The 19,428-nt window shown below is 69.7% G+C and carries 17 protein-coding genes; 6 read left to right on the forward strand and 11 right to left on the reverse strand.

Going from position 1 to position 19,428, the window contains the following annotated elements; all coding sequences use genetic code 11:
* Nucleotides 1–46: 46 nt before the first annotated feature.
* From AC1DTW_RS26585 to epsF, 4 genes are read right to left on the reverse strand one after another with little or no spacing between them, the layout of a single operon-like run.
* Nucleotides 47–1,222, reverse strand: a complete 1,176-nt coding sequence (locus AC1DTW_RS26585) for a glycosyltransferase (RefSeq protein WP_477984762.1) — start codon at nucleotides 1,220–1,222, stop codon at nucleotides 47–49.
* Nucleotides 1,219–2,265 (reverse strand): glycosyltransferase family 2 protein, encoded by a 1,047-nt coding sequence (locus AC1DTW_RS26590; RefSeq protein ID WP_477984764.1) that lies wholly within the window; start codon nucleotides 2,263–2,265, stop codon nucleotides 1,219–1,221. The genes AC1DTW_RS26585 and AC1DTW_RS26590 overlap by 4 nt, the downstream gene beginning before the upstream one ends.
* Nucleotides 2,255–3,175, reverse strand: a complete 921-nt coding sequence (locus AC1DTW_RS26595) for a polysaccharide biosynthesis tyrosine autokinase (protein ID WP_477984766.1) — start codon at nucleotides 3,173–3,175, stop codon at nucleotides 2,255–2,257. Before AC1DTW_RS26595 ends, AC1DTW_RS26590 begins: the two co-directional genes overlap by 11 nt.
* Before the next feature lie 15 nt (nucleotides 3,176–3,190).
* On the reverse strand, nucleotides 3,191–4,618 hold the full coding sequence (epsF, locus tag AC1DTW_RS26600) for a chain length determinant protein EpsF (protein ID WP_477984768.1): 1,428 nt from the start codon (nucleotides 4,616–4,618) through the stop codon (nucleotides 3,191–3,193).
* A 446-nt stretch (nucleotides 4,619–5,064) separates the two neighbouring features.
* On the opposite strand from epsF, the gene AC1DTW_RS26605 reads away from it, so the two are divergent.
* Together AC1DTW_RS26605 and AC1DTW_RS26610 are read left to right on the forward strand one after the other, a co-directional pair.
* A complete protein-coding gene (locus AC1DTW_RS26605; protein WP_477984770.1) occupies nucleotides 5,065–5,742 on the forward strand; it encodes a sugar transferase in 678 nt (225 codons plus the stop codon).
* A 9-nt stretch (nucleotides 5,743–5,751) separates the two neighbouring features.
* Nucleotides 5,752–6,921 carry a glycosyltransferase gene (locus tag AC1DTW_RS26610; protein WP_477984772.1) on the forward strand — a complete coding sequence of 390 codons (1,170 nt, stop codon included), beginning with the start codon at nucleotides 5,752–5,754 and terminating at the stop codon, nucleotides 6,919–6,921.
* 30 nt (nucleotides 6,922–6,951) lie between these two features.
* On the opposite strand, the gene AC1DTW_RS26615 is transcribed toward AC1DTW_RS26610, so the two are convergent.
* Together AC1DTW_RS26615 and AC1DTW_RS26620 are read right to left on the reverse strand one after the other, a co-directional pair.
* The gene (locus AC1DTW_RS26615; protein WP_477984774.1) at nucleotides 6,952–7,641 is read right to left on the reverse strand and encodes a sugar transferase; all 690 of its coding nucleotides are present in this window, start codon (nucleotides 7,639–7,641) and stop codon (nucleotides 6,952–6,954) included.
* Between the two features lie 290 nt (nucleotides 7,642–7,931).
* On the reverse strand, nucleotides 7,932–8,996 hold the full coding sequence (locus tag AC1DTW_RS26620; protein WP_477984776.1) for an endonuclease/exonuclease/phosphatase family protein: 1,065 nt from the start codon (nucleotides 8,994–8,996) through the stop codon (nucleotides 7,932–7,934).
* 70 nt (nucleotides 8,997–9,066) lie between these two features.
* On the opposite strand from AC1DTW_RS26620, the gene AC1DTW_RS26625 reads away from it, so the two are divergent.
* Nucleotides 9,067–10,107, forward strand: coding sequence for an AEC family transporter (locus tag AC1DTW_RS26625; RefSeq protein ID WP_477984778.1), 1,041 nt, complete (start codon nucleotides 9,067–9,069; stop codon nucleotides 10,105–10,107).
* On the opposite strand, the gene AC1DTW_RS26630 is transcribed toward AC1DTW_RS26625, so the two are convergent.
* The 4 genes from AC1DTW_RS26630 to AC1DTW_RS26645 are packed head-to-tail and all read right to left on the reverse strand — an operon-like array spanning nucleotide 10,091 to nucleotide 14,115.
* Nucleotides 10,091–11,254, reverse strand: a complete 1,164-nt coding sequence (locus AC1DTW_RS26630; protein WP_477984780.1) for an ROK family transcriptional regulator — start codon at nucleotides 11,252–11,254, stop codon at nucleotides 10,091–10,093. The genes AC1DTW_RS26625 and AC1DTW_RS26630 overlap by 17 nt on opposite strands.
* A gap of 56 nt (nucleotides 11,255–11,310) precedes the next feature.
* A complete protein-coding gene (locus AC1DTW_RS26635) occupies nucleotides 11,311–12,111 on the reverse strand; it encodes an ATP-binding cassette domain-containing protein (RefSeq protein ID WP_477984782.1) in 801 nt (266 codons plus the stop codon).
* Nucleotides 12,111–13,061 carry an ABC transporter permease gene (locus AC1DTW_RS26640; protein ID WP_477984784.1) on the reverse strand — a complete coding sequence of 317 codons (951 nt, stop codon included), beginning with the start codon at nucleotides 13,059–13,061 and terminating at the stop codon, nucleotides 12,111–12,113. The genes AC1DTW_RS26635 and AC1DTW_RS26640 overlap by 1 nt, the downstream gene beginning before the upstream one ends.
* Before the next feature lie 31 nt (nucleotides 13,062–13,092).
* A complete protein-coding gene (locus AC1DTW_RS26645; protein ID WP_477984786.1) occupies nucleotides 13,093–14,115 on the reverse strand; it encodes a sugar ABC transporter substrate-binding protein in 1,023 nt (340 codons plus the stop codon).
* A 197-nt stretch (nucleotides 14,116–14,312) separates the two neighbouring features.
* On the opposite strand from AC1DTW_RS26645, the gene AC1DTW_RS26650 reads away from it, so the two are divergent.
* Nucleotides 14,313–15,251 (forward strand): carbohydrate kinase family protein, encoded by a 939-nt coding sequence (locus AC1DTW_RS26650; RefSeq protein ID WP_477984788.1) that lies wholly within the window; start codon nucleotides 14,313–14,315, stop codon nucleotides 15,249–15,251.
* 19 nt (nucleotides 15,252–15,270) lie between these two features.
* Here AC1DTW_RS26650 and AC1DTW_RS26655 read toward each other — a convergent pair whose 3' ends face one another.
* Nucleotides 15,271–15,990, reverse strand: coding sequence for a PEP-CTERM sorting domain-containing protein (locus AC1DTW_RS26655; RefSeq protein WP_477984790.1), 720 nt, complete (start codon nucleotides 15,988–15,990; stop codon nucleotides 15,271–15,273).
* A gap of 282 nt (nucleotides 15,991–16,272) precedes the next feature.
* On the opposite strand from AC1DTW_RS26655, the gene AC1DTW_RS26660 reads away from it, so the two are divergent.
* Both AC1DTW_RS26660 and AC1DTW_RS26665 read left to right on the forward strand, forming a co-directional pair.
* Nucleotides 16,273–17,895 (forward strand): ABC transporter substrate-binding protein, encoded by a 1,623-nt coding sequence (locus AC1DTW_RS26660; RefSeq protein ID WP_477984794.1) that lies wholly within the window; start codon nucleotides 16,273–16,275, stop codon nucleotides 17,893–17,895.
* Nucleotides 17,896–17,922: 27 nt separating this feature from the next.
* Nucleotides 17,923–18,930, forward strand: coding sequence for an ABC transporter permease subunit (locus AC1DTW_RS26665; protein WP_477984792.1), 1,008 nt, complete (start codon nucleotides 17,923–17,925; stop codon nucleotides 18,928–18,930).
* The last annotated feature ends 498 nt before the right edge of the window (nucleotides 18,931–19,428 follow it).

Here is a 19,428-nt window from a genome sequence, read left to right on the forward strand (position 1 = left end):
GGTCCCGCCGAGCGGGAATGAGCCCCTTCGGGCGGCCGGGTGGGGCTCATGGTTGCACCCTCATGTCGCCGACCGGGCTCGGCTCCGGGCCGCACACGGCTTCGTAGACGCGCCTTGTCGCGGCGCCGATCGCGGCCCATTCGTCGGCGACGCCGGTGGCCGGTGCCGAGGGTCGCTCGCGCACCGCGTGCTCGAGCGCGCCGGCCAGCGCCTGCGCATCGCCGGGCGGCAGCAGCACCCCCTGGCGCCCTTCGACCACCTCGGCCGCGAAGATGCCGACGCGGCTCGCGATCACCCACTTGCCGAGCGACTTGGTCAGGAACCAGACGCCGCTCGCGTCGATCTGCCGGTACGGGAACAGCAGGCCATCGGCCTCGACGAAGAGCGCGGCCATCTGCGCCTCGCTCTGGCGTTCGGCGCGCAGCTCGATCGCGTCGCCCAGGCCGAGCGTTGCGATGCGCGCGACGATCGGCGCCAGGTCCATGCGCGGGCGGCCGGCAACGACGACGCGCAGCTGCCGGCGCAGCGCCTCGGGCAGCCGGTGCAGCGCCTCGACCAGCACGTCGAGCCCCTTGTACGGCTTGATCTCGCCGAACAGCAGAAAGCTGAAGCGCCCGTCGGCACGTTCGACGCGCGGCGGCAGCGGCGCCTGCAAGCGCAGCGCGCCGTGCGGGATCGTCACGAGCTTGTGCGCCGGCACGCCGCGCGCGAGCAGCGTCTGGCGCCCACTCTCGGTGTGCACGATGACGCGCTGCGCGATGCGCATCGGCAGATCGAAGCCGGCGTTCTGCAGCAACGACATGCGCTCGCCGTTGAACGGCACCGTGTCGTGCACCGTCAGCACGACGCCGCACCCCCTTCGGATCAGCAGCATCGCGAGCGTGTCGAGCGGCGGCACGACGACCCACTGGAAGTGCACGACCTGCGGCCGCTGCGCGCGCACCCTGCGCAGCAGCGTCACGAGGCCGGCGAGATGCGCGAGGCCCTTCGCGAGCGGCTTCAGCCGCGCCGGCAACCAGCCGGCCTCGTCGACGCGGCGGTAGAAGAACGGATCGGTGCGTGCCAGCGGCAGCTCTTGCCGATCGGCGCGGCGCGTCGGCCGCGTCGCCCACAGCGGGTCGACGCCGTTCGCGACCAGGCCCTCGGTCAGCGCAGCGTCGTACGGTGCGGTGAACAGCGACGGGTCCACCAGCAGCACTTTGAGACCAGGCTGTTGTGTCATCGCGGCAGCGCTCCGCGACCGCCGGCGTTCGCCGCCGGCTCGACATCCGAGGGCCAGGCCGGCTCGCGCACGAAGGCCAGGCCGGCGAGGAACCCGAGGGCCCACGAGAAGTGCATCACGCCGGCCGCGACGCCGGCGAGCAGGCCGCAGGCCGACCGCTGCTGCCACGCGATCGACAGCGAGGTCGCCGCCAGCACGCCGAGGTACGCGAGCGGCCACGCGAGCAGCCGCGGCCACCACGGCGCAAGCAGCAGCGCCAGCGCCGTGACGACGAGGTGCAGCGGCAGCGCGAACTGGCGCGCGCGCATCGACCCGCGATGGCGCCGCACGGTGCGCGAGCGCCCGCGGCCGTATGCGAAGTACTGGCGCGCCAGCGCGCCCGGCGTCGCGCGCGGGTGGTACTCGAGGCGGATGTCGGCGTCGAGGTAGACGGTGCCGCCGAGCCGGCGCTGCCGGCAGTCGAACTCGGCGTCTTCGTTGTGCGTGAAGCTCTCGTCGTAACCGCCGGCGCGCCGGAACGTCGCGAGACGAAACGCCGCATGGTGGCCGTGGTCGACGAAGCCGCTGTGCCGGCCGATCCGGTGCGCCGAGCCGCCGGTGCCAGCCCAGGTGTTGGAGACCCAGGCGACGGCCTTCTGGAAGCAGCTCGTGCCGGTCGAATCCATCGCGACGACGACCGAGTCGGCCTGCGTCCGGTCGAGCGTCTCGAGCAGGCGCCTCACGTAGCCCTGCGGGTACAGCGCATGCGCATCGCAGCGCACGAGCACGTCGGCGCCGTCGCCGAAGCGCTGGACCGCGAGGTTCACCGCCGCGCTCTGGATCCGGCGCGGATTCGCGAGCAGGTGCAGCGAGGCGTCGGCCGCACTCATGCGCTGCACCAGTTCGACCGTGCCGTCGCTGCTGCCGCCATCGGCGACGACGACATCGACGCACACATCGACCGGCGGGTCGGCGCGCAACGCATTCACGACCGCCTCGATCGTGCGCGATTCGTTCAGCGTCGGAATCACCACCAGCACCCGTCGAACGGTGTCAGTGATCATTGACGACGACTCCCGCGAACTTGGCCGGACCGCGTGTCACCTCGTTGACCAGGGCATTGATCGCCTTCATCGGCGATCGGCCGCGGCGGGCGATGACCATCGCGATGCCCGCCTTCGCGGCGACGATGCGTGAATCCGCGCCGTGCGTGCTCGCCGGCGTGTCGATGACGATGTGGTCGAACTTGCCGAGCAGCTCCTTCAGCAGCAGCGCGAACGCCGGGCGCTGCAGCAGCTCGAGCGGGTTCGGCGGCAGCGTGCCGACCGGCAGCACGAACAGGCTCGGCAGCGCCGGCACCTGGTGGATCGCGTTGACCTCGGAGCGGCCCGCCAGGATGCTGCTCAGCCCCGACTCGTTCGGCATCGCGAACATCTGGTGCAGGCGCGGCGTGCGCATGTCGGCATCGATCAGCAGCGTGCGCGCGCCGACCTGGCTGAACGCGATCGCGAGGTTCGCCGCGAAGAAGGTCTTGCCGTCGCCGACATTCGGGCTCAGCACGGCGAGCGCGCCGCGCGGCTGGTCGGGCGCCATCACCCCGAGCATCAGCTGGCTGCGGATCCCGCGCACCGCCTCGGTCTGCGCGTTGAACGGATCGACCGCGGCGACGAGTTCGGGATCGAAGCCGGCGCCCTCGCCCGGCGCGTACGGATAGTGGAACTGCTGCGACAGCGCCCACAGCACGTCGTCGCGCGAGACGAGCTTCAGCGCCACGGCGGCCTCGCCGAAACGCAGGCCGTGGTCGCGCTGGTAGCGCAGGATCTCCTCGATCTGCGCATCGCTGAGCGGCCGCACATCGCGCAGCACCTCGCCGATCGCGCGGTCGAGCACCGGCGGATCGGTGGCGGGTATGGCGTCGGCGGCTCCGTCGTCGGGAGTCACCGTCTTCAGGCCGAACGTGCTTCTTACGCGCATGGTCTGTCGGGCCGCTCAGCGGCCAAGTAATTTGGGAGGTCGGCCGAGGAGCACACGGCTCGCGGCCAGGCGCAGCGAGCGCGAGCCGTGGCCGAGACGGCCGGCGCCGTCCGGCAACACGCCGAGCAGCGGCTGCTTCAGCAGCTCGAACACATCGGCGTCGGCGCGCAGCCGCCAGTCGAGGCGCTCGCGCACGATCGCGGTGAAGACCGCGAGCGCGCCGCCGAGCAGCACCGCGAGCGCGACGTTGAGCTTGACGCGCGGCGAGGCCGGGAACGGCGGCGCCGTGGCGGTCTTCAGCACCGAGACGTTGGTCTGCGTGGTCTGGCTTTCGAGCGTGCTCTGGTTGAGTCGCGCGAAGCCGGCGTCGTAGACGCGCTGCGCGTTCTCGACATCGCGCTGCAGCACCGCGGCCTCGTCGCGCAGCCCCTTCATCTCGAGCACCTTCGCGCGCTGCGCGGCGAGCTCGCCGCGCACCGCTTCGAGGCGCGACTGGTTCACCGAGTTGTTGGCGGTCAGCCCGCCGGTGATGCGGCTGCGCTCGGCGTTGAGCCGCGAACGCAGCTCCCTGACGTTGGCCTGCAGTTCCTGCATCTGCGGGTGCTGGCTGCCGTAGCGCTGGCTCATCTCGTGCAGCTTCGCTTCCTGGCGGGCCAGGTCGGCGCTCAGCGTCGTGATCATCGGGTTCGTCAGCACCTCCGACATCTGCCCGCCGGTGCCGGCCTCGCGCTGGCGACTGCCCGATTCGTTCGCGGCCGCCTGGATCGTGACGAGCTGGGTCGAGAGCTCGGCGAGACGCGCGTTCTCGATGTCGAGCCGCTCGTCCGTCGCGACGATGCCCTTGCGCTGCTGGAACGCCGAGAGCCGCGCCTGCGCGACCTCGAGCGCCTCGCGCAGCCCCTTGGTGCTCTCGTCGAACTGCCCCTGGAAGCGCTTCGCCGGCTCGGTGCGCAGCTGCAGCGTCGTGTCGATGTAGGCCTTGACGACCGCATTGACGGTGCGCGCCGCGGCGTCCGCATCGCGCGCGGTGTACGAGACCACGATGACGTTCGAATCCTTGCCCGGCTTCACCGTGAGCCACTTCAGCACTTCTTCGACGATCCACGATTCGAAGTCGCCGCGCCCTTCGGTCTTCATCTGCCACTCTTCGCGCAGCGCGGCGTCCTGCTCGGCGTGCAGCGCACGGATCGCCTGCAGGATCACGCGGTCGCTCTGCAGCACGTCGACCTGCGTGCCCATGTAGCTCGAGACCGTCATGCCCGGCAGCACGACGCCGGCGACCGGATCGGGCGACTTCACGTCGAGCACGACCGACGCGACCGCGGCGTACTTCTTCGGCAGCAGCAGCGTCACGATGGTGACGAGTCCGACGACGATCGCGAAGACCAGCGCGGCCGATCGCCAGCGTGCGCGAAGGATCGAAAAGACCTGTGAAAGGCTCATGGGGTCAATCACTCCAGGATGAGTTCATCGGTGTTCATGGGGTGCGTGCGCGCTCGGTCGCGCAGCCCTGTGTCGTGCGCAGTCTGGCACCGCAGCACGCGGCTGCAAAGCCCCTGAACGGCGCCGGCGCAACGTGTTCGGGCATCCCGATTGCCACACTGTCGCGCGACGGCAATGCGCACTGTGAGCTCATTGCAACAAAGGCTTCAAACCGGCGGCTGCTGCGCTTGCGCAGTCATCGCGACCGGTCGAGCCGGCGATCCCGGACCTGCGTGCGAGACCCGTTGCGGCGCATCTGTGGCACCAGGTTCTCGATGCGTTCGGGACCGCGTTGCACTCTTCAATTCGTTACCTTCCTCGGGGTCGATTTGAGGCATTGTGCATTGCACCATTCGCGATTGGAGGTCGCGGGAACAGCTTTGACACTTTCTTACCTGGAGGCCTTTATGGCAGCAATCAGCGCTACTTCGATCGCGACCAACGCGTTCGCCCACAACGAGCGGCGCCTGGCATTCGCTGAGGCGCTTCACCTGCGTTCGAACCAGTTGGCCGCGCTGCTCTTGTTGATGCTTCTGGCACCGTTGATGCTTGTCATCGCGGTGCTGATCGCGCGCCGCGATGGCGCACCGATCCTCTTCGGCCACTACCGCGTCGGCCAACGCGGGCAGCTGTTTCGCTGCTTCAAATTTCGCACCATGGCACGCGACTCGCAGCAGATGCTCGCGGACCTGCTGCGCCGCGATCCGGTCGCGCGCCGCGAATGGGCGCGCGACCAGAAGCTCGCGAACGATCCGCGCATCACGCCGATCGGCCAGGTGCTGCGTCGCACCAGCCTCGACGAGTTGCCGCAGCTGCTGAACGTGCTGCGCGGCGAGATGTGCCTCGTCGGTCCGCGGCCGATCACGGTCGGCGAACTGACGCGCTACGGCCGCGTGCGCTGGGACTACCTCAGCGTGCGGCCCGGCCTGACCGGCCTGTGGCAGGTCAGCGGGCGCAACAACACGAGCTATGCCGAACGCGTCGCGCTGGATCGCGAGTACGTCGACAAGCGCTCGCCGTGGCTCGACCTGAAGATCCTGCTGAAGACCGTGAAGGTCGTCGTCGCACGCGACGGCGCCTGCTGAGTGCGGCCCATGGATCGATCCCCTTCCGAAGCACTGTCCGTTCCGCCGCCACTCGCGCAGCCCCAGCACGTGATCCACGTCGTGTGGCGGCTGTCCGACCGGGCGTTCGCGTTCCTCGGGCCCTTCACCGCGGGCCAGGCGGAGCGCGGCATCCGGCAGACGGTGATCCTGCTCGACGAGCCGATGCAGCGGCATCTGCTGCCGCGCTTTCATCCGTCGATCCGCTTCGTGCTGACACCGGTCGACGGCGGTGTGCTGCGGCGGCTGCGCCGCAGCGTCGCCGGCCTGCTCGCGACAACGCAGGCCGAGCCCACCGTCGCGCTGCACCTGCACGGCCTCGCGGCTGGCCTGGTCGGCCTGTATGCGGCGCGCGCCAAGGGCCTGCCGCAGAGCCTGTACTTCTCGCCGCCCGGTGCGCGTTCGCGCGGCGTCTTCGGCCAGGTCGGGATGCTCGCCCCGTGGCTGCTGCGGCCACTGGCCGGGCGCACGCCGCCGCTGATCATTGCCGACGCCGCGGCCGACGTGCGGCTGCTGCAGCGGCTGACCCCCGAGCCGGTGCAGCTGATCGAGCACGCGATCGATGCGGCGTTCTTCGAGGCGCAGCGCCACGAGGCGCGGCGACCGTTGCTGCTCTCGGGCAGCCCGGCGCGCGCAGCGCACGCGTCGGCGCTGTTCGCGCAGCTGGCAGTGCTGTTCAGCGACGAATCGCTGAAGGTCGCATGCCACTGGCACGGCAGCGTCGATGACGATTCGCTGGCGCGGCTCGGCGCCGCGAACGTCGCGGTGCACGATGGGCCGGACGAGACCGAGCGGGCGCGCCGGCTCGCCACGGCGTGGATCTACGTGGCGCTCGACGACGACCCCGGCTTCCCTTCGTTCCTCGCCGAGGCGATGGCGGTCGGCCTGCCCTGCGTGGTCTGGGACACACCCGCGCATCGCGCCCTGATCGAGCACGGCCGCACCGGGTTGTGCTGCGACACGCACCAGACGCTGCTCGCCTGCATCGCGAAGCTGATCGATGCGCCGGACGAGCGCGCGCGCCTCGGCACGGCCGCGCACCTCGAGGCCCGCCGGCGCTTCGACGGCCAGCGCTTCCGCGACTCGATCCACTCGGCCTACGACGACGTGCTGGCGGTCGAGGAACGAAGCTTCGAACCGATCAAGGACGACGACGCGTAGGCGGCGCCGCCGCTGACGCCGTCGCCGGCGTCAGCGCGCGCCTTCGCGCAGCGCGACCACGCGCACGGTGCGCAGCAGGATGCCGATGTCGAGCCACAGCGAACGCTGCTCGACATAGTGCCGATCGAGCGCGACGCGCTCGTCGTAGCTCGTGTTGTTGCGCCCGCTCACCTGCCACAGGCCGGTGATGCCCGGCCGCACGCTCAGGTAGTGCCAGCGCACCTGGCGGTAGCGCGTCAGCTCGCCGACGGTCACCGGCCGTGGCCCGACCAGGCTCATCTCGCCGCGCAGCACGTTGAGCAATTGCGGCAGCTCGTCGAGGCTGCTGCGCCGCAGGAAGTGGCCGATGCCGGTGATGCGCGGATCGTTCGCGAGCTTCTGGTCGCGCGCCCACTCGGCGCGCGCCTGCGGATCGTCGCGCAGCAGCTCGGCGAGCACCTGCTCGGAGTTGCGCAGCATCGAGCGGAACTTCATGCAGCGAAAGAGCTTGCCGTCGCGCCCGACGCGGTAGTGCGCGAACAGCACCGGTGCGCCGTCGCGCTGCCAGATCAGCACGCCGATCGCGAGCAGCAGCGGGCTCAGCAGCACGAGCAGCAGCAGCGCTGCGAGCTGGTTGGCGCTCAGCACCAGCCAGTCGCGCAGGTCGCGCAACAGGCCCGCGGGCGGCGCCGAAGCGTGGATCACGGCCGATGCACCGGCCAGAAATTTCGCAGCATTCATGACTTCTCCTGTTGCGTTTGCAAACGTTTGCCGGGTCGCAACAAGCGCGCCAATCCGAGGCCGATGAAAAGGCTTCGGAAGGCACCGACAAAGGCCTGGAATGGCGCTCGGCGTGCCTGCCTCGGGTGCATGCAGACGCGCGCGGTGCGCGTCGAACCGCCGGCGTGCGGCGCGTGCACCGCGCGCGTGGGCGTCAACCCCTCACGGTGCGAGCGCTCGACACGGTTGGTCACGACAGGCACCGCCTCGCGGCGCGCGCGTCACGCGCATTTGCGCGGCCGCCGAAGCGCCTACGGCAGAACGGGCTGTTGTCCTACAGGCAAGCGCAGATCCGCGATCAACGGCCGGTGCTCGGACGCGTTCGCGTTGCCCACGAAGCAGTCGGCGACGCCGAGCTGCGGGCTCACCAGGATGTGATCGATGCGCAGGAACGAGAAGCCGATGCGCAACGCATGGCCGTAGGTGTAGCCGTGGCCGCGGCCCGCGCTCGAGAATGCATCGCGCAGCCCGAGGCCGAGCAGCGTGCGGATCACCGGCGACGGTTCGGGCGCGTTGAGGTCGCCGGCGACGATCAGCGGGCGCGCGCTGCTGCGCAGATCGTGCGCCAGCGCGCGTGCCTGGCCGAGCCGGTCTTCGTAGTTCTGGCGCCAGTCGCCGGCGCCGTCGAAGCCTTCGTGGCGCGCCGCGTTGAGCCCGTGGCGCGGCGACTCGAAGTGCGCGGTGACGACGTTCAGCGCGACGCCGTTCACGTCGACGACGCAGCGCAGGTAGGCGTGCGGCTGGCCGCGGTAGTCGATGCGGCCCGGCGCGCAATCGCGCAGCGGATAGCGGCTCGCGATCAGGTACTGCTCGAACATGAACGCATGCGGCAGGCCGAACGCGCGGCCGCCCGGCCACATCGCCGCGGCCTGCGCGCGCGTCGCGCCGAAGTTGTCCTGCAGCACGACGATGTCGGGCCGGTGCAGCGCGACCTCGTCCGCGAGCGCCGCGAAGCCTCCGCTGCGCAGCACGGCCCGGTAGGCCTTGACGTTGTAGGTCATGAAGCGCAGCGGCGCGCCGCCGGCGTCGGGCCGGCCCCACGCGAGACCCATCGCGAGCGTGACGACGAGCGCGAGCGTGAGCGCGCTCGCGGTCAGCCAGCGCCAGCCGAGCCAGCACGACAGCAGCAGCGCCAGCAGCGCCGGTGCGAGCAGCACCGGGTACGGCAGGTAGCGCGAGATCTCGAGCCACCACGGGCCGATGCTGCCGATCTGCTGCACCCCCGTCAGCAGCAGCAACGCGGCGATCAGCAGCGCCGTGGCGCCGCGGGCGAGCCGCGCGGCGGCACGCGAAAGGGGGTGCGTGATTCGGGTCAAGGGCTGCGGGTCCGGCGGTGGGCGCGGCAGCTTACCCGATGGCCGGCGGCGCGTCGCCGATACTCGACCGATGTCATCCTTGGTGTTCTTCAAGCTGCTCGCGATCTTCGTCGTCGTCGCGATCGGCTGGATCGTCGGCAAGCTGCGCTGGCTCGGGCCGGGCGCTGCCGGTGCCGACGGCAACGGCGCCGGCCAGGCCGTCGATCCGGCGCGCATTCTCGCGAACGCGGCGTACTACATCTTCGTGCCGGCGCTGCTGTTCCGCACCACCGCGCGGATCGACTTCCATGCGATGCCCTGGGGCACGCTGGTCGCGGTGTTCGTGCCGCTGCTGCTGATGCTGCTCGGCGTCTACCTCGTCGACAAGCACCTGCGGCGCGTCGATGCCGCGCGCCCGGTCGCCGCGCCGAGCGTGCGCGCGATCAGCGCCGCGTTCGGCAACACGGTGCAGGTCGGCATCCCGATGGCCGCAGCGCTGTTCGGCGAGGCCGGGCTGCAGATCCACCTCGCGATCGTCAGCCTGCACGCGCTGGTGCTGCTGACCCTGGCGACGACGCTGGTCGAGCTCGACCTCGCGCGCGCGCAGCGCCGCCGCGGCAGCGGCGCGTCGCACCTCGCCGCGACGCTGCTCGCGACCGCGCGCAACACCGTGATCCACCCGGTCGTTCTGCCGGTGCTGATCGGCCTGACATGGAACGCGCTCGGGCTGCCGCTGCCGACGGTCGCCGACGAGATCCTGCAGACGCTCGGTCAGGCCGTCGTGCCGCTGTGCCTGGTGCTGATCGGCATGTCGCTCGCGTACTACGGCGTGCAGGGCGCGGCGAAGGCCGCGGTCGTGCTGTCGCTGCTGAAGCTGGTCGTGCTGCCGGCGGTCGTGCTGGCGATCGCGCACTGGGGCTTTCACCTGAGCGGCCTGCCGCTCGCGGTCGTCGTGATGCTGGCGGCGCTGCCGATCGGCAGCAACGCACTGATCTTCGCGCAGCGCTACCGCGCGCTCGAAGCCGAGACGACCGCGGCGACGGTGTTCTCGACGCTCGCGTTCGTCGTCGCCGCGCCGGCCTGGCTCGCGCTGCTGAGCTGGCTGGACCTGGCCGTCACGCGCCGAGCTTGAGGAACAGCTCGCGATCCGGCGCGAAGTTGGCATACAGCGGGAGCAGTGCGCCGCCCATCGCGCGCGCATCCGAGCCGATCGTGCCTTCGAGTACCGCGGGCCGCGCCACGCCTTCCCAGCTGTATTGATCGAGCGCGTGGTTCACGGCCGTGAGCGTCGCGCGCAGCAGCTCGCGGCTGAACGAGCCGTCGATGATGACGCCGTCGAGGTCGAGCAGGCAGGCCGCGCTGTTGGCCGCGAACGCGACCGCCGGCGCGGCCTCGCGCAGCCACTGTTCGGTGTGCGGCCACCAGGGCTTTTGCATCGCGCGCACATCGGCCGCGGCGCCGGTGTCGAGCTGGTGCGCCTTGAAGCGCGCCTCGAGATTGACGAGCGACGCGTGGCTCAGCAGCTGATCCGGCGCCGCGGCGCTGCCGGCGCGCGCCAGGCCCAGCGGCATCGAGCCGATCGCACCGGCATTGCCGGTGAGGCCGGAGCGCAGCTGGCTGTCGATCACGAGGCCGCCGCCGATGAAGGTGTCGACGAACACATACAGGAAGCTGCCGATGCTGCGGCCGCGCCCCGCCACGAGCTCGGCCACGCACGCGGCGGCGGTGTCCTTGACGAATTCGACCGGCAGATCGGTCATCGCGACGACGCGCTCGCGGATGTCGATGCCGACCCACTTCGCGGCCTGCTTGCGACCGATGCCCAGCACCGCATGCCAGCCCTCGAGCGACAGCGGCGCGGCGATGCCCACGCCGTGCAGCCGCGATCTCAGCTTGGCCGGCAGGCTCTGCGTGAGCTGCCGCAGGCGCGCCTCGATCTCGGGGAACAGCGTGTCGGGATCGGGGAAGGCATAGGCCAGCACCAGGCGCTCGCGCACCGCGCCGGTGAAGTCGAGCAGCAGCATGTCCATGCTGCGGCGGCCGATCTTGATGCCGATCGAGAACGCGCCGTCCGGGTTCAGCGTCATCGGCACCGAGGGCTGGCCGACCTTGCCGCGCACCGGCTCGAGCTTGGTCACGAGCGCGTCGGCCTCGAGGCGCGCGATGATGACCTGCACCGTCTGCGCGGTCAGTCTCGTCAGGCGCGCGATCTCGGCCTTCGGCACGCTGCCGTGCAGGCGGATCGCCTGCAGCACGACGCGCTCGTTGAACTGCCGCATCCCCGCGTGATTCGACCCCCGGGGGCGCAGCCGAGCATCCGCGGCAACAGGACTCATCAGGCGAGGCACTCCGCCGGCAGCTCTTCGGCGCGCTTCGCGCCGGTCATCACCGCGACCGTGTCGCTCATGCTGATGGTCTTCGGGTTGACGATGCAGGCGCGTCGGCCGAGGCGGGCGATGTGGATGCGATCGGCGATCTCGAAGACGTGCGGCATGTTGTGGCTGATCAGGATCACCGGCAGGCCCTTGTCGCGCACGCGGCGGATCAGCTCCAGCACCATGTTGCCCTCCTTGACGCCGAGCGCCGCGGTCGGCTCGTCGAGGATCACCACGTGGCGCGCGAACGCGGCGGCGCGCGAGACGGCCACGCATTGTCGCTGCCCGCCCGAGAGGGTCTCGACGGCCTGCGTCATCGAGCGGATGCCGACCTTCAGGTCGTTCATGCGCGCGACGCTCTGCTCCAGCATCTGCTTCTTGTCGATGATGCGCAGCAGCCGGCTGACGAAGCCTTCCTTGATGATCTCGCGACCGAGGAACAGGTTCTCGGCGATCGTCATCGCCGGGGCGACCGCGAGGTCCTGGTAGACCGTCTCGATGCCTTCGCGGCGCGCGTCGGCCGGGCTCCTGAAGTGGATGACCTTGCCGTCGAGCTTGATCTCGCCTTCGTCGGGGATCGTCGCGCCCGAGAGCGCCTTGATCAGCGAGGACTTGCCGGCGCCGTTGTCGCCGATCACCGCGAGGATCTCGCCGGCACGCAGCTCGAAGTCGACACCGTCGAGCGCGACCACCTGGCCGTAGCGCTTCACGAGGCCGCGGGCTTCCATGACCAGCGGGATCGCCTGGGCAGAGTTCGTCATCATCGAGCCCCTTTGCGCGAGAGTTGATCGGTGGCGACCGCGAGGATCACGAGCACGCCGGTGATCAGCACCTGGTACACCGACGACACGCCCATCAGCGTCAGGCCGTTGCGGAACACGCCGACGATGACCGCGCCGAGCAGCGAGCCGAGCACGATGCCGCGGCCGCCGAACAGGCTGGTGCCGCCGAGCACGACCGCGGTGATCGCGTCGAGGTTCTCCGTCTGTCCGGCGTTCGGGTCGCCGACGCCGGTGCGCGCGACCGACAGCAGCGCCGCCAGCCCGTAGAACGCGCCGGCGAGCACATAGACGCCCAGCAGCACGCGGTCGGTCGCGATGCCGGTCAGGCGCGTCGCCTCGGGGTTGTTGCCGACCGCGTAGACGTGGCGGCCGGGCTGGGTCTCGCGCAGGCCCCACCAGACGAGCGCGTACATCAGCAGCATGAACACCGTGCCGTAGTTGAGCGCCGCCGCGCCGACCGCGAGCGTGTTGCCGAAGAAGGTCATCGCGGGCGGCAGGTCGGTGATCGTCTGCGCACCCGAGTAGAGCTGCGTGATCGCGAACGCGATGTTCATCGTGCCGAGCGTCACGATGAACGGCGGCAGCTTGATGCGCGTCACGAGCAGACCGTTGAGCAGGCCGAAGGCCATGCAGGCGAGCAGGCCGCATCCGATCGCGAGGTAGGCGTTCAGGCCCGAGCCCACCGCGAGCTTGGTCATCACGATGCCGCCGAGCGCCATCACCATGCCGCAGGACAGGTCGATGCCTGCGGTCAGGATGATCAGCGTCTGGCCGATCGCGATCGTGCCGACGACCATCACCTGCTGCAGGATCAGCGAGAAGTTCTGCACCGACAGGAAGCGGTCGCTCTGGGTGGCGAAGAAGCCCACCGCCAGCACCAGCGCGATCAGCGGGCCGAGCGTGGCGACCGGCGGCAGCTTCGACGACATGGAGGCGCTCATGAAGCGGGCCCCGCGCGGGTTACTTGTTGCCCCAGCAGAGCTCGGTGCCGACCTGGGTGTCCTTGCTGTCGACACCGGCCATCGGCTTGTCGGTGATCAGCGTGACGCCGGTGTCGGTGTAGCCCTTCGCCTTCTTGCCGCCCTTGGCGTATTCGACGCCCGCCTCGACGCCCATCGAGGCCATCTTCAGCGGGTACTGCTGCGAGGTCGCGGCGATCACGCCGGCCTTCACGTTCTTCACGCCGGCGCAGCCGCCGTCGACCGAGACGATCACGACGCCCTTGTCCTTGCCCGCCGCCTTCAGCGCCTGGTAGGCGCCGGCCGCGGCCGGCTCGTTGATCGTGTAGACGACGTTGATGTCGGGGTTCTTCTGCAGGCAGTTCTCCATCGCGGTCTGGCCCTTGGCCTGGTCGCCGAAGCTGTCGGCCATGCAGACGATCTCGGCGCTCTTGCCGAGCTCGTTGCTCTTCGCGTCGAGCGCCTTCAGGCCGTAGCCCGACATGAAGCCGTTGTGGCGCTGCGCGCCGACCGGGTGGCCGGGGAACAGATCGAGCGTCGCGATCTTCGCGGGCTTGCCCGCCATCACGGCCTTCGCGTACTGGCCGATCAGCACGCCGGCCTTGTAGTTGTCGGTCGCGAACAGCGCGTCGGTCGCCTCCATCGGGTCGGCCGGGCTGTCGAGCGCGATGAACATCACGCCTTGGGCCTGCGCCTTCTTGATCGCCGGCACGATCGCCTTCGAGTCGTTCGGCGTGATCAGGATCGTCTTGGCGCCGCCAGCCATCATGTTCTCGATCGCGGTGACCTGGCCGGCATTGTCGCCGTCGACCTTGCCCGCGGCGGTCAGCAGCTTCGCGCCCTTGGCGCTGGCGGCGGCCTGCGCGCCCTCCTTCATCTTCACGAAGAACGGGTTCGTGTCGGTCTTCGTGATCAGGCCGATCACGGGCGCATCGGCGGCCAGCGCGCTGCCGGCGGCAACGCTCAGCGCGGCCAGCGTCAGCAGGGACAGGGTCGGGCGCGAGAAGGAAGTCGTGAACGTCATGGCATGTCTCCGGTGATGGTTCTGGGTGGGGCGGGTGGCTTCATTGTCGGTACTCCTTTTTAATAAATCAACTTGATTTATTAATGGAAAACCCGGATATTCGCCGCCGCCGGGAGACCCGAAGCTGCCGCCCTTCAGGGGTTGCCGCGCACGCGGCGCACACCCCGAAGACCGTGTGAAGACCGTTGGAGACCGTGATGCTGATGATCTGTGGAGAGGCCCTGCTCGATGTGTTCCAGGGCGACGCGACGCCCACCGGCATGGCGCTCGATGCGAAGGTCGGCGGCTCGCCGTTCAACCTCGCGGTCGGGCTCGCGCGGCTGGGTCAGCCGGCGGCGTTCTTCAGCGCGATCTCGACCGGGTTCGCCGGCGAGCGGCTGCTGCGCGCGCTGGTCGACGAAGGCGTGGACACGCGAGCCGTCGCGCGCCTCGATGCGCCGACGACGCTGAGCCTGATCGGCCTCGATGCGCAGGGCGTGCCTTCCTACGCGTTCTATGGCGCGGGGTGTGCGGACCGGCAGGTGCAGGCCGACGACCTGAAGCGCGTGCCGGCCGGGCTGCGGCTCGTGAACCTGGGCTCGTATGCGAGCGTGGTCGAGCCCGTCGCCTCGACGCAGCGCGCGCTCGTCGAGCGCGAACGGGCACGCGGGCAGCGCGGCGCGCTGATCGCGTTCGACCCGAACATCCGCCTCAACGTCGAACCCGATCTGGCGCGCTGGCGCGACCAGCTCGACTGGATGCTGCCGCGCACCGATCTGCTCAAGGTCAGCGACGAGGACCTCGGCCTGCTGCAGCCGGCCTCAAGCATCGGCGACTTCGCGGCCCGCGCGCTCGCCGCCGGCGTCAAGCTCGTCGTCGTGACACGCGGCGCGCAGGGCGCGGTCGGCTGGAACGCGCAGGGCCGCGTCGCAGCCCTGCCGGTCAGCGTGCCGGTGGTGGACACGGTCGGCGCCGGCGACACGTTTCAGGCCGCACTGATCACCTGGCTGGCCGAGCACGACGCGCTGACGCCCGCGGCGCTGGGCGCGTTGCGCCGCGACGCGTTGAGCGCCGCCTTGCAGTTCGCGGCACGCGCCGCCGCGATCACCTGCTCGCGCCGCGGCGCCGACCTGCCGCGGCGCGCCGAGCTCGCCTGAGACGGTGTGAACGCGGGCGTCAGCGCCCGCCGTGCCGCTGACGCCGCTGGTACCGGCTCAGCCAGCCGATCGCACCGAGCCCGGCCAGCATCAGCGCGTAGGTGGATGGCTCCGGCACCGGGTTCTGCAGCAGGTTGATGTTGGAGCCGGCGACCTCGCCGTTGTCTCCGACCTCGCCGATGTACAGGTACAGGCCGGCGGTGGACACCAGCGCCGTCAGGTTGAAGACGATGCTCCCGTTGTCGCCCATGCTGAGGAAGCCCGCCGCGTCGGGACCGGTGCTCGACACCGCGTCGAACAGCCCGAGCGTCGCGACCGCGTTGTCGACCGTCGTGCCGCCTGCGCCGGTACCGAAGAGCTTGGCGTCCGCCGGCGCGCGTTGCGTGCCGGGGCTGAAGACGATGCCCGAGATGAAGTCGAAGACGCTCAGCCCGCCCGCCGCCTGCGCGCAGGCGGCATCGGCGCAGTTGATCGTCGACAGCTTGATCGCGTCCAGGTCGAAGCCGGTGAACTGCCCGGCGGCACCGCCGAAGCCGCCGCTGACATCGCTGATCGAGATCGCCGCGAAGCTCCCGGACAGGGCCCCGAGACTCGCCTTGTAGACCGCGGTGTTGGGGGTCACGCCACCGCCGGCGAAACCGGTGAGCTTGGTGAGCGCGACCGGGTCCGCCTGCACGGCGCCGGCCGCGGCGAGCGCGGCAACGGCAATGAGTGAACGTCGCGAGAGCGAAGGCTGCATGAAGGTTCTCCTGTTGGAATGTGAATCTGATGTGAATCGACTTGCCACCGGATGCGCACATGCGGCCGCCTCCAGCGCTCACACAAGCTAGGTGGGACATCCGCTCGCTTCAATGCGCCGCGGCCTTCGTGCTAGGGGCTTCCCCCGCGGATGGAGGGTCCGCAGCGACGGATCGTCGAACGCAGGCAAGCGGCTTGCTTGGGGGGAACCCGGGCCTGCGGCGAGCCGCGCCGCACCTATCATTCAGCCCCGCTCCCACGACGAGCACCACCGTTCAACTTTCTGGAACCACCCATGAAACTTCGCGGCTTGACCCTCTCGACCATCGCAGCCGGCGCGCTGCTGGGCTGCGCCGGCGCAGCCTTCGCGGCCAAGACCCTCGTGTATTGCTCCGAGGGCAGCCCGGAGGGTTTCAACCCGCAGTACTACACCACCGGCACGACCTTCGACGCCGTCTCGGTGCCGATGTTCAACCGCCTCGTCGAGTTCGATACCGGCACGACCAACATCATCCCCGGCCTCGCCGAGAGCTGGACGGCCGCCGCCGACGGCCTGAGCTACACGTTCAAGCTGCGCAAGGGCGTGAAGTTCCACTCGTCGGCCAAGTTCACGCCGACGCGCGAGCTCAACGCCGACGATGTGCTGTTCTCGTACAACCGCATGGCCGACCCGTCGCACCCGATGGCGAAGACGACGCCGGGCACGACCTACGCGTACTTCGACGACATGGACATGAAGAACATCGTCGACCATGTCGAGAAGGTCGACGCGATGACGGTCAAGTTCGTGCTGAAGAAGCCCGAGGCGCCGTTCATGGCCAACATGGCGATGGACTTCGCGTCGATCCTCTCGGCCGAGTACGCCGACAAGATGAAGGCCGCCGGCACGCCCGACGTGATCGACCGCGAGCCGATCGGCACCGGCCCGTTCACCTTCGTCTCGTACCAGAAGGACGCGGTCGTGCGCTACAAGGCCTTCGACGCGTACTGGGGCGGCCGGCCGAAGATCGACAACCTGGTGTTCGCGATCACGACCGACGCGTCGGTGCGCTACGCGAAGCTCAAGACCGGCGAGTGCCACGTGATGGCGTTCCCGAAGCCGGCCGATGTCGCGCTGATGAAGAGCGACCCGAACATCCGGCTCGAGCAGCAGAACGGGCTGAACGTCGGCTACATCGCGTTCAACGTCGAGAAGAAGCCGTTCGACAACAAGCTGGTGCGTCAGGCGCTGAACATGGCGGTCAACAAGAAGGGCATCCTCGACGCGGTGTTCCAGGGCGCCGGCCAGGTCGCGAAGAACCCGATCCCGCCGACGCTGTGGAGCTACAACGACAAGGTCGCCGACTACGCCCATGACCCGGCGAAGGCGAAGGCGCTGCTCGCGCAGGCCGGCTACCCGAACGGCGTCGAGGTCGACCTCTGGTACCTGCCGGTGACGCGCCCGTACAACCCCGACGGCAAGCGCATGGCCGAGCTGATCCAGTCCGACTGGGACAAGATCGGCGTGAAGGCCAAGCTCGTGACCTTCGAGTGGGGCGAGTACCGCAAGCGCAGCAAGACCGGCGAGCAGCACGCGATGATGTTCGGCTGGTCGGGCGACAACGGCGATCCGGACAACTTCTTCCTGCCGCTGCTCGGCTGCTCGGCCGTGAAAGGCGGCGGCAACGTCGCGCGCTGGTGCAACAAGGACTTCGAAGACCTGGTGCAGAAGGCCAAGGGCGTGACCAAGCAGGCCGACCGCGCCGCGCTGTACGAGAAGGCTCAGGTCATCGCAAAGGAAGAGGCGCCGTGGATCACGATCGCGCACTCGGTGCGCTTCGACCCGGTGCGCAAGGAGGTGATCGGCTACAAGATGGACGCGACGGCGCACCACTACTTCACGAAGGTGGACCTGGCGGACAAGTAGCCGACACGCGCTGACCGAGGGAGCCCTTTGTTCACATTCGTCCTCAGGCGCCTCGGCCTCGTGCTGCCGACCTTCATCGGCATCACGCTGCTCGTGTTCTCGCTGATCCGGCTGCTGCCCGGCGACCCGGTCGAGGCGCTGTCGGGCGAGCGCGGCATGGACCCGGCGCGCTACCAGCGCCTGCTGCACGAGTTCGGCCTCGACCGGCCGTTGCCGGTGCAGTACGCCGACTACGTCTGGAAGGCGCTGCACGGCGACCTGGGCCTGTCGACGATCACGCACGAGTCGGTGTTCCGCGAGTTCGTCGCGCGCTTCCCGGCGACGATCGAGCTGTCGGCCTGCGCGATGCTGCTCGCGCTCGTGATCGGGCTGCCGGCCGGCATCATCGCGGCGGTCAAGCGCAACACCGTCTGGGACTACTCGGTGATGGGCGCCTCGCTGACCGGCTTCTCGATGCCGATCTTCTGGTGGGGCTTGCTGCTGATCCTGACCTTCTCGGTCTGGCTCGGCTGGACGCCGGTGTCGGGCCGCATCGCGATCCAGTTCGACATCCCGTCGGTCACCGGCTTCATGCTGATCGACGCGCTGCTCTCGGGCGACAAGGGCGCATTCCGCAGCGCGGTCTCGCACCTGATCCTGCCGGCCATCGCGCTCGGCACGATCCCGCTCGCGGTGATCGCGCGCATGACGCGTTCGAGCATGCTCGAAGTGCTGCGCGAAGACTACGTGCGCACCGCGCGCGCGAAAGGCGCGTCGATGCTGCGCGTCGTCGGGCTGCACGCGCTGCGCAACGCGCTGATCCCGGTCGTCACGACGATCGGGCTGCAGGTCGGCACGCTGCTCGCCGGCGCGATCCTGACCGAGACGATCTTCTCCTGGCCGGGCATCGGCAAGTGGCTCGTCGAAGCGATCGGCCGGCGCGACTACCCTGCGGTGCAGGGCGGCCTGCTGATGAGCGCGAGCGTGATCATCGGCGTGAACCTGATCGTCGATCTGCTGTATGGCGTGATCAACCCGCGGATTCGGCATCACTGATGAATATTCGCTTGCGATCCTTCGAGCGGCAAAGGCATGTCCAGGCTGGGCGCAGCGCTTCGCCTCGGCGGTCGGCGCTGCGCGCCGACTCCCCTGCGGTGCTCGGTCTCGCGGCCCGCCGCCGAACTCGCTGCGCTCACTTCGTTCGCTCCGCTCAAACAGCCGCGGCGAGTCAGTGGTTGATGCGCGCTGCGCGCGCGGCCGCGAGCCCTGCGCTCCTCGGCGCCTCCCACGAAGCGCCGCGCCCAGCCCGGACACGCCTTTGCGCAACCGTCGTGGCTTTTCTAACAAGAGACTCCAACGATGGCACTCGCGGCAGGCGGCACCCGCTGGCGGCGATTTCTGTGGCGGTGAGGAGCACAGGGCCGAGGTCGGCGCGCGCCAGCGCGCTTCGTGGTCTGACTCGCCGCGGCTGTTTGAGCGCAGTGAGCGCAGCGAACGAAGCGAGTTCGGCGGCGCGACCTCGGACCGAGCACCGGAACGGAGTCGATGCGCAGC

It is taken from the genome of Rhizobacter sp. P5_A1 (assembly GCF_056400745.1).

What these genes read in the sequence shown, in the direction of transcription:
- AC1DTW_RS26585 (WP_477984762.1), bottom strand. Translation starts at nt 1,222, where the DNA reads ATGACACAACAGCCTGGTCTCAAAGTGCTGCTGGTGGACCCGTCGCTG.
- AC1DTW_RS26590 (WP_477984764.1), bottom strand. Translation starts at nt 2,265, where the DNA reads ATGATCACTGACACCGTTCGACGGGTGCTGGTGGTGATTCCGACGCTG.
- AC1DTW_RS26595 (WP_477984766.1), bottom strand. Translation starts at nt 3,175, where the DNA reads ATGCGCGTAAGAAGCACGTTCGGCCTGAAGACGGTGACTCCCGACGAC.
- epsF (WP_477984768.1), bottom strand. Translation starts at nt 4,618, where the DNA reads ATGAGCCTTTCACAGGTCTTTTCGATCCTTCGCGCACGCTGGCGATCG.
- AC1DTW_RS26605 (WP_477984770.1), top strand. Translation starts at nt 5,065, where the DNA reads ATGGCAGCAATCAGCGCTACTTCGATCGCGACCAACGCGTTCGCCCAC.
- AC1DTW_RS26610 (WP_477984772.1), top strand. Translation starts at nt 5,752, where the DNA reads ATGGATCGATCCCCTTCCGAAGCACTGTCCGTTCCGCCGCCACTCGCG.
- AC1DTW_RS26615 (WP_477984774.1), bottom strand. Translation starts at nt 7,641, where the DNA reads ATGAATGCTGCGAAATTTCTGGCCGGTGCATCGGCCGTGATCCACGCT.
- AC1DTW_RS26625 (WP_477984778.1), top strand. Translation starts at nt 9,067, where the DNA reads ATGTCATCCTTGGTGTTCTTCAAGCTGCTCGCGATCTTCGTCGTCGTC.
- AC1DTW_RS26630 (WP_477984780.1), bottom strand. Translation starts at nt 11,254, where the DNA reads ATGCGGCAGTTCAACGAGCGCGTCGTGCTGCAGGCGATCCGCCTGCAC.
- AC1DTW_RS26635 (WP_477984782.1), bottom strand. Translation starts at nt 12,111, where the DNA reads ATGACGAACTCTGCCCAGGCGATCCCGCTGGTCATGGAAGCCCGCGGC.
- AC1DTW_RS26640 (WP_477984784.1), bottom strand. Translation starts at nt 13,061, where the DNA reads ATGTCGTCGAAGCTGCCGCCGGTCGCCACGCTCGGCCCGCTGATCGCG.
- AC1DTW_RS26645 (WP_477984786.1), bottom strand. Translation starts at nt 14,115, where the DNA reads ATGACGTTCACGACTTCCTTCTCGCGCCCGACCCTGTCCCTGCTGACG.
- AC1DTW_RS26650 (WP_477984788.1), top strand. Translation starts at nt 14,313, where the DNA reads ATGCTGATGATCTGTGGAGAGGCCCTGCTCGATGTGTTCCAGGGCGAC.
- AC1DTW_RS26655 (WP_477984790.1), bottom strand. Translation starts at nt 15,990, where the DNA reads ATGCAGCCTTCGCTCTCGCGACGTTCACTCATTGCCGTTGCCGCGCTC.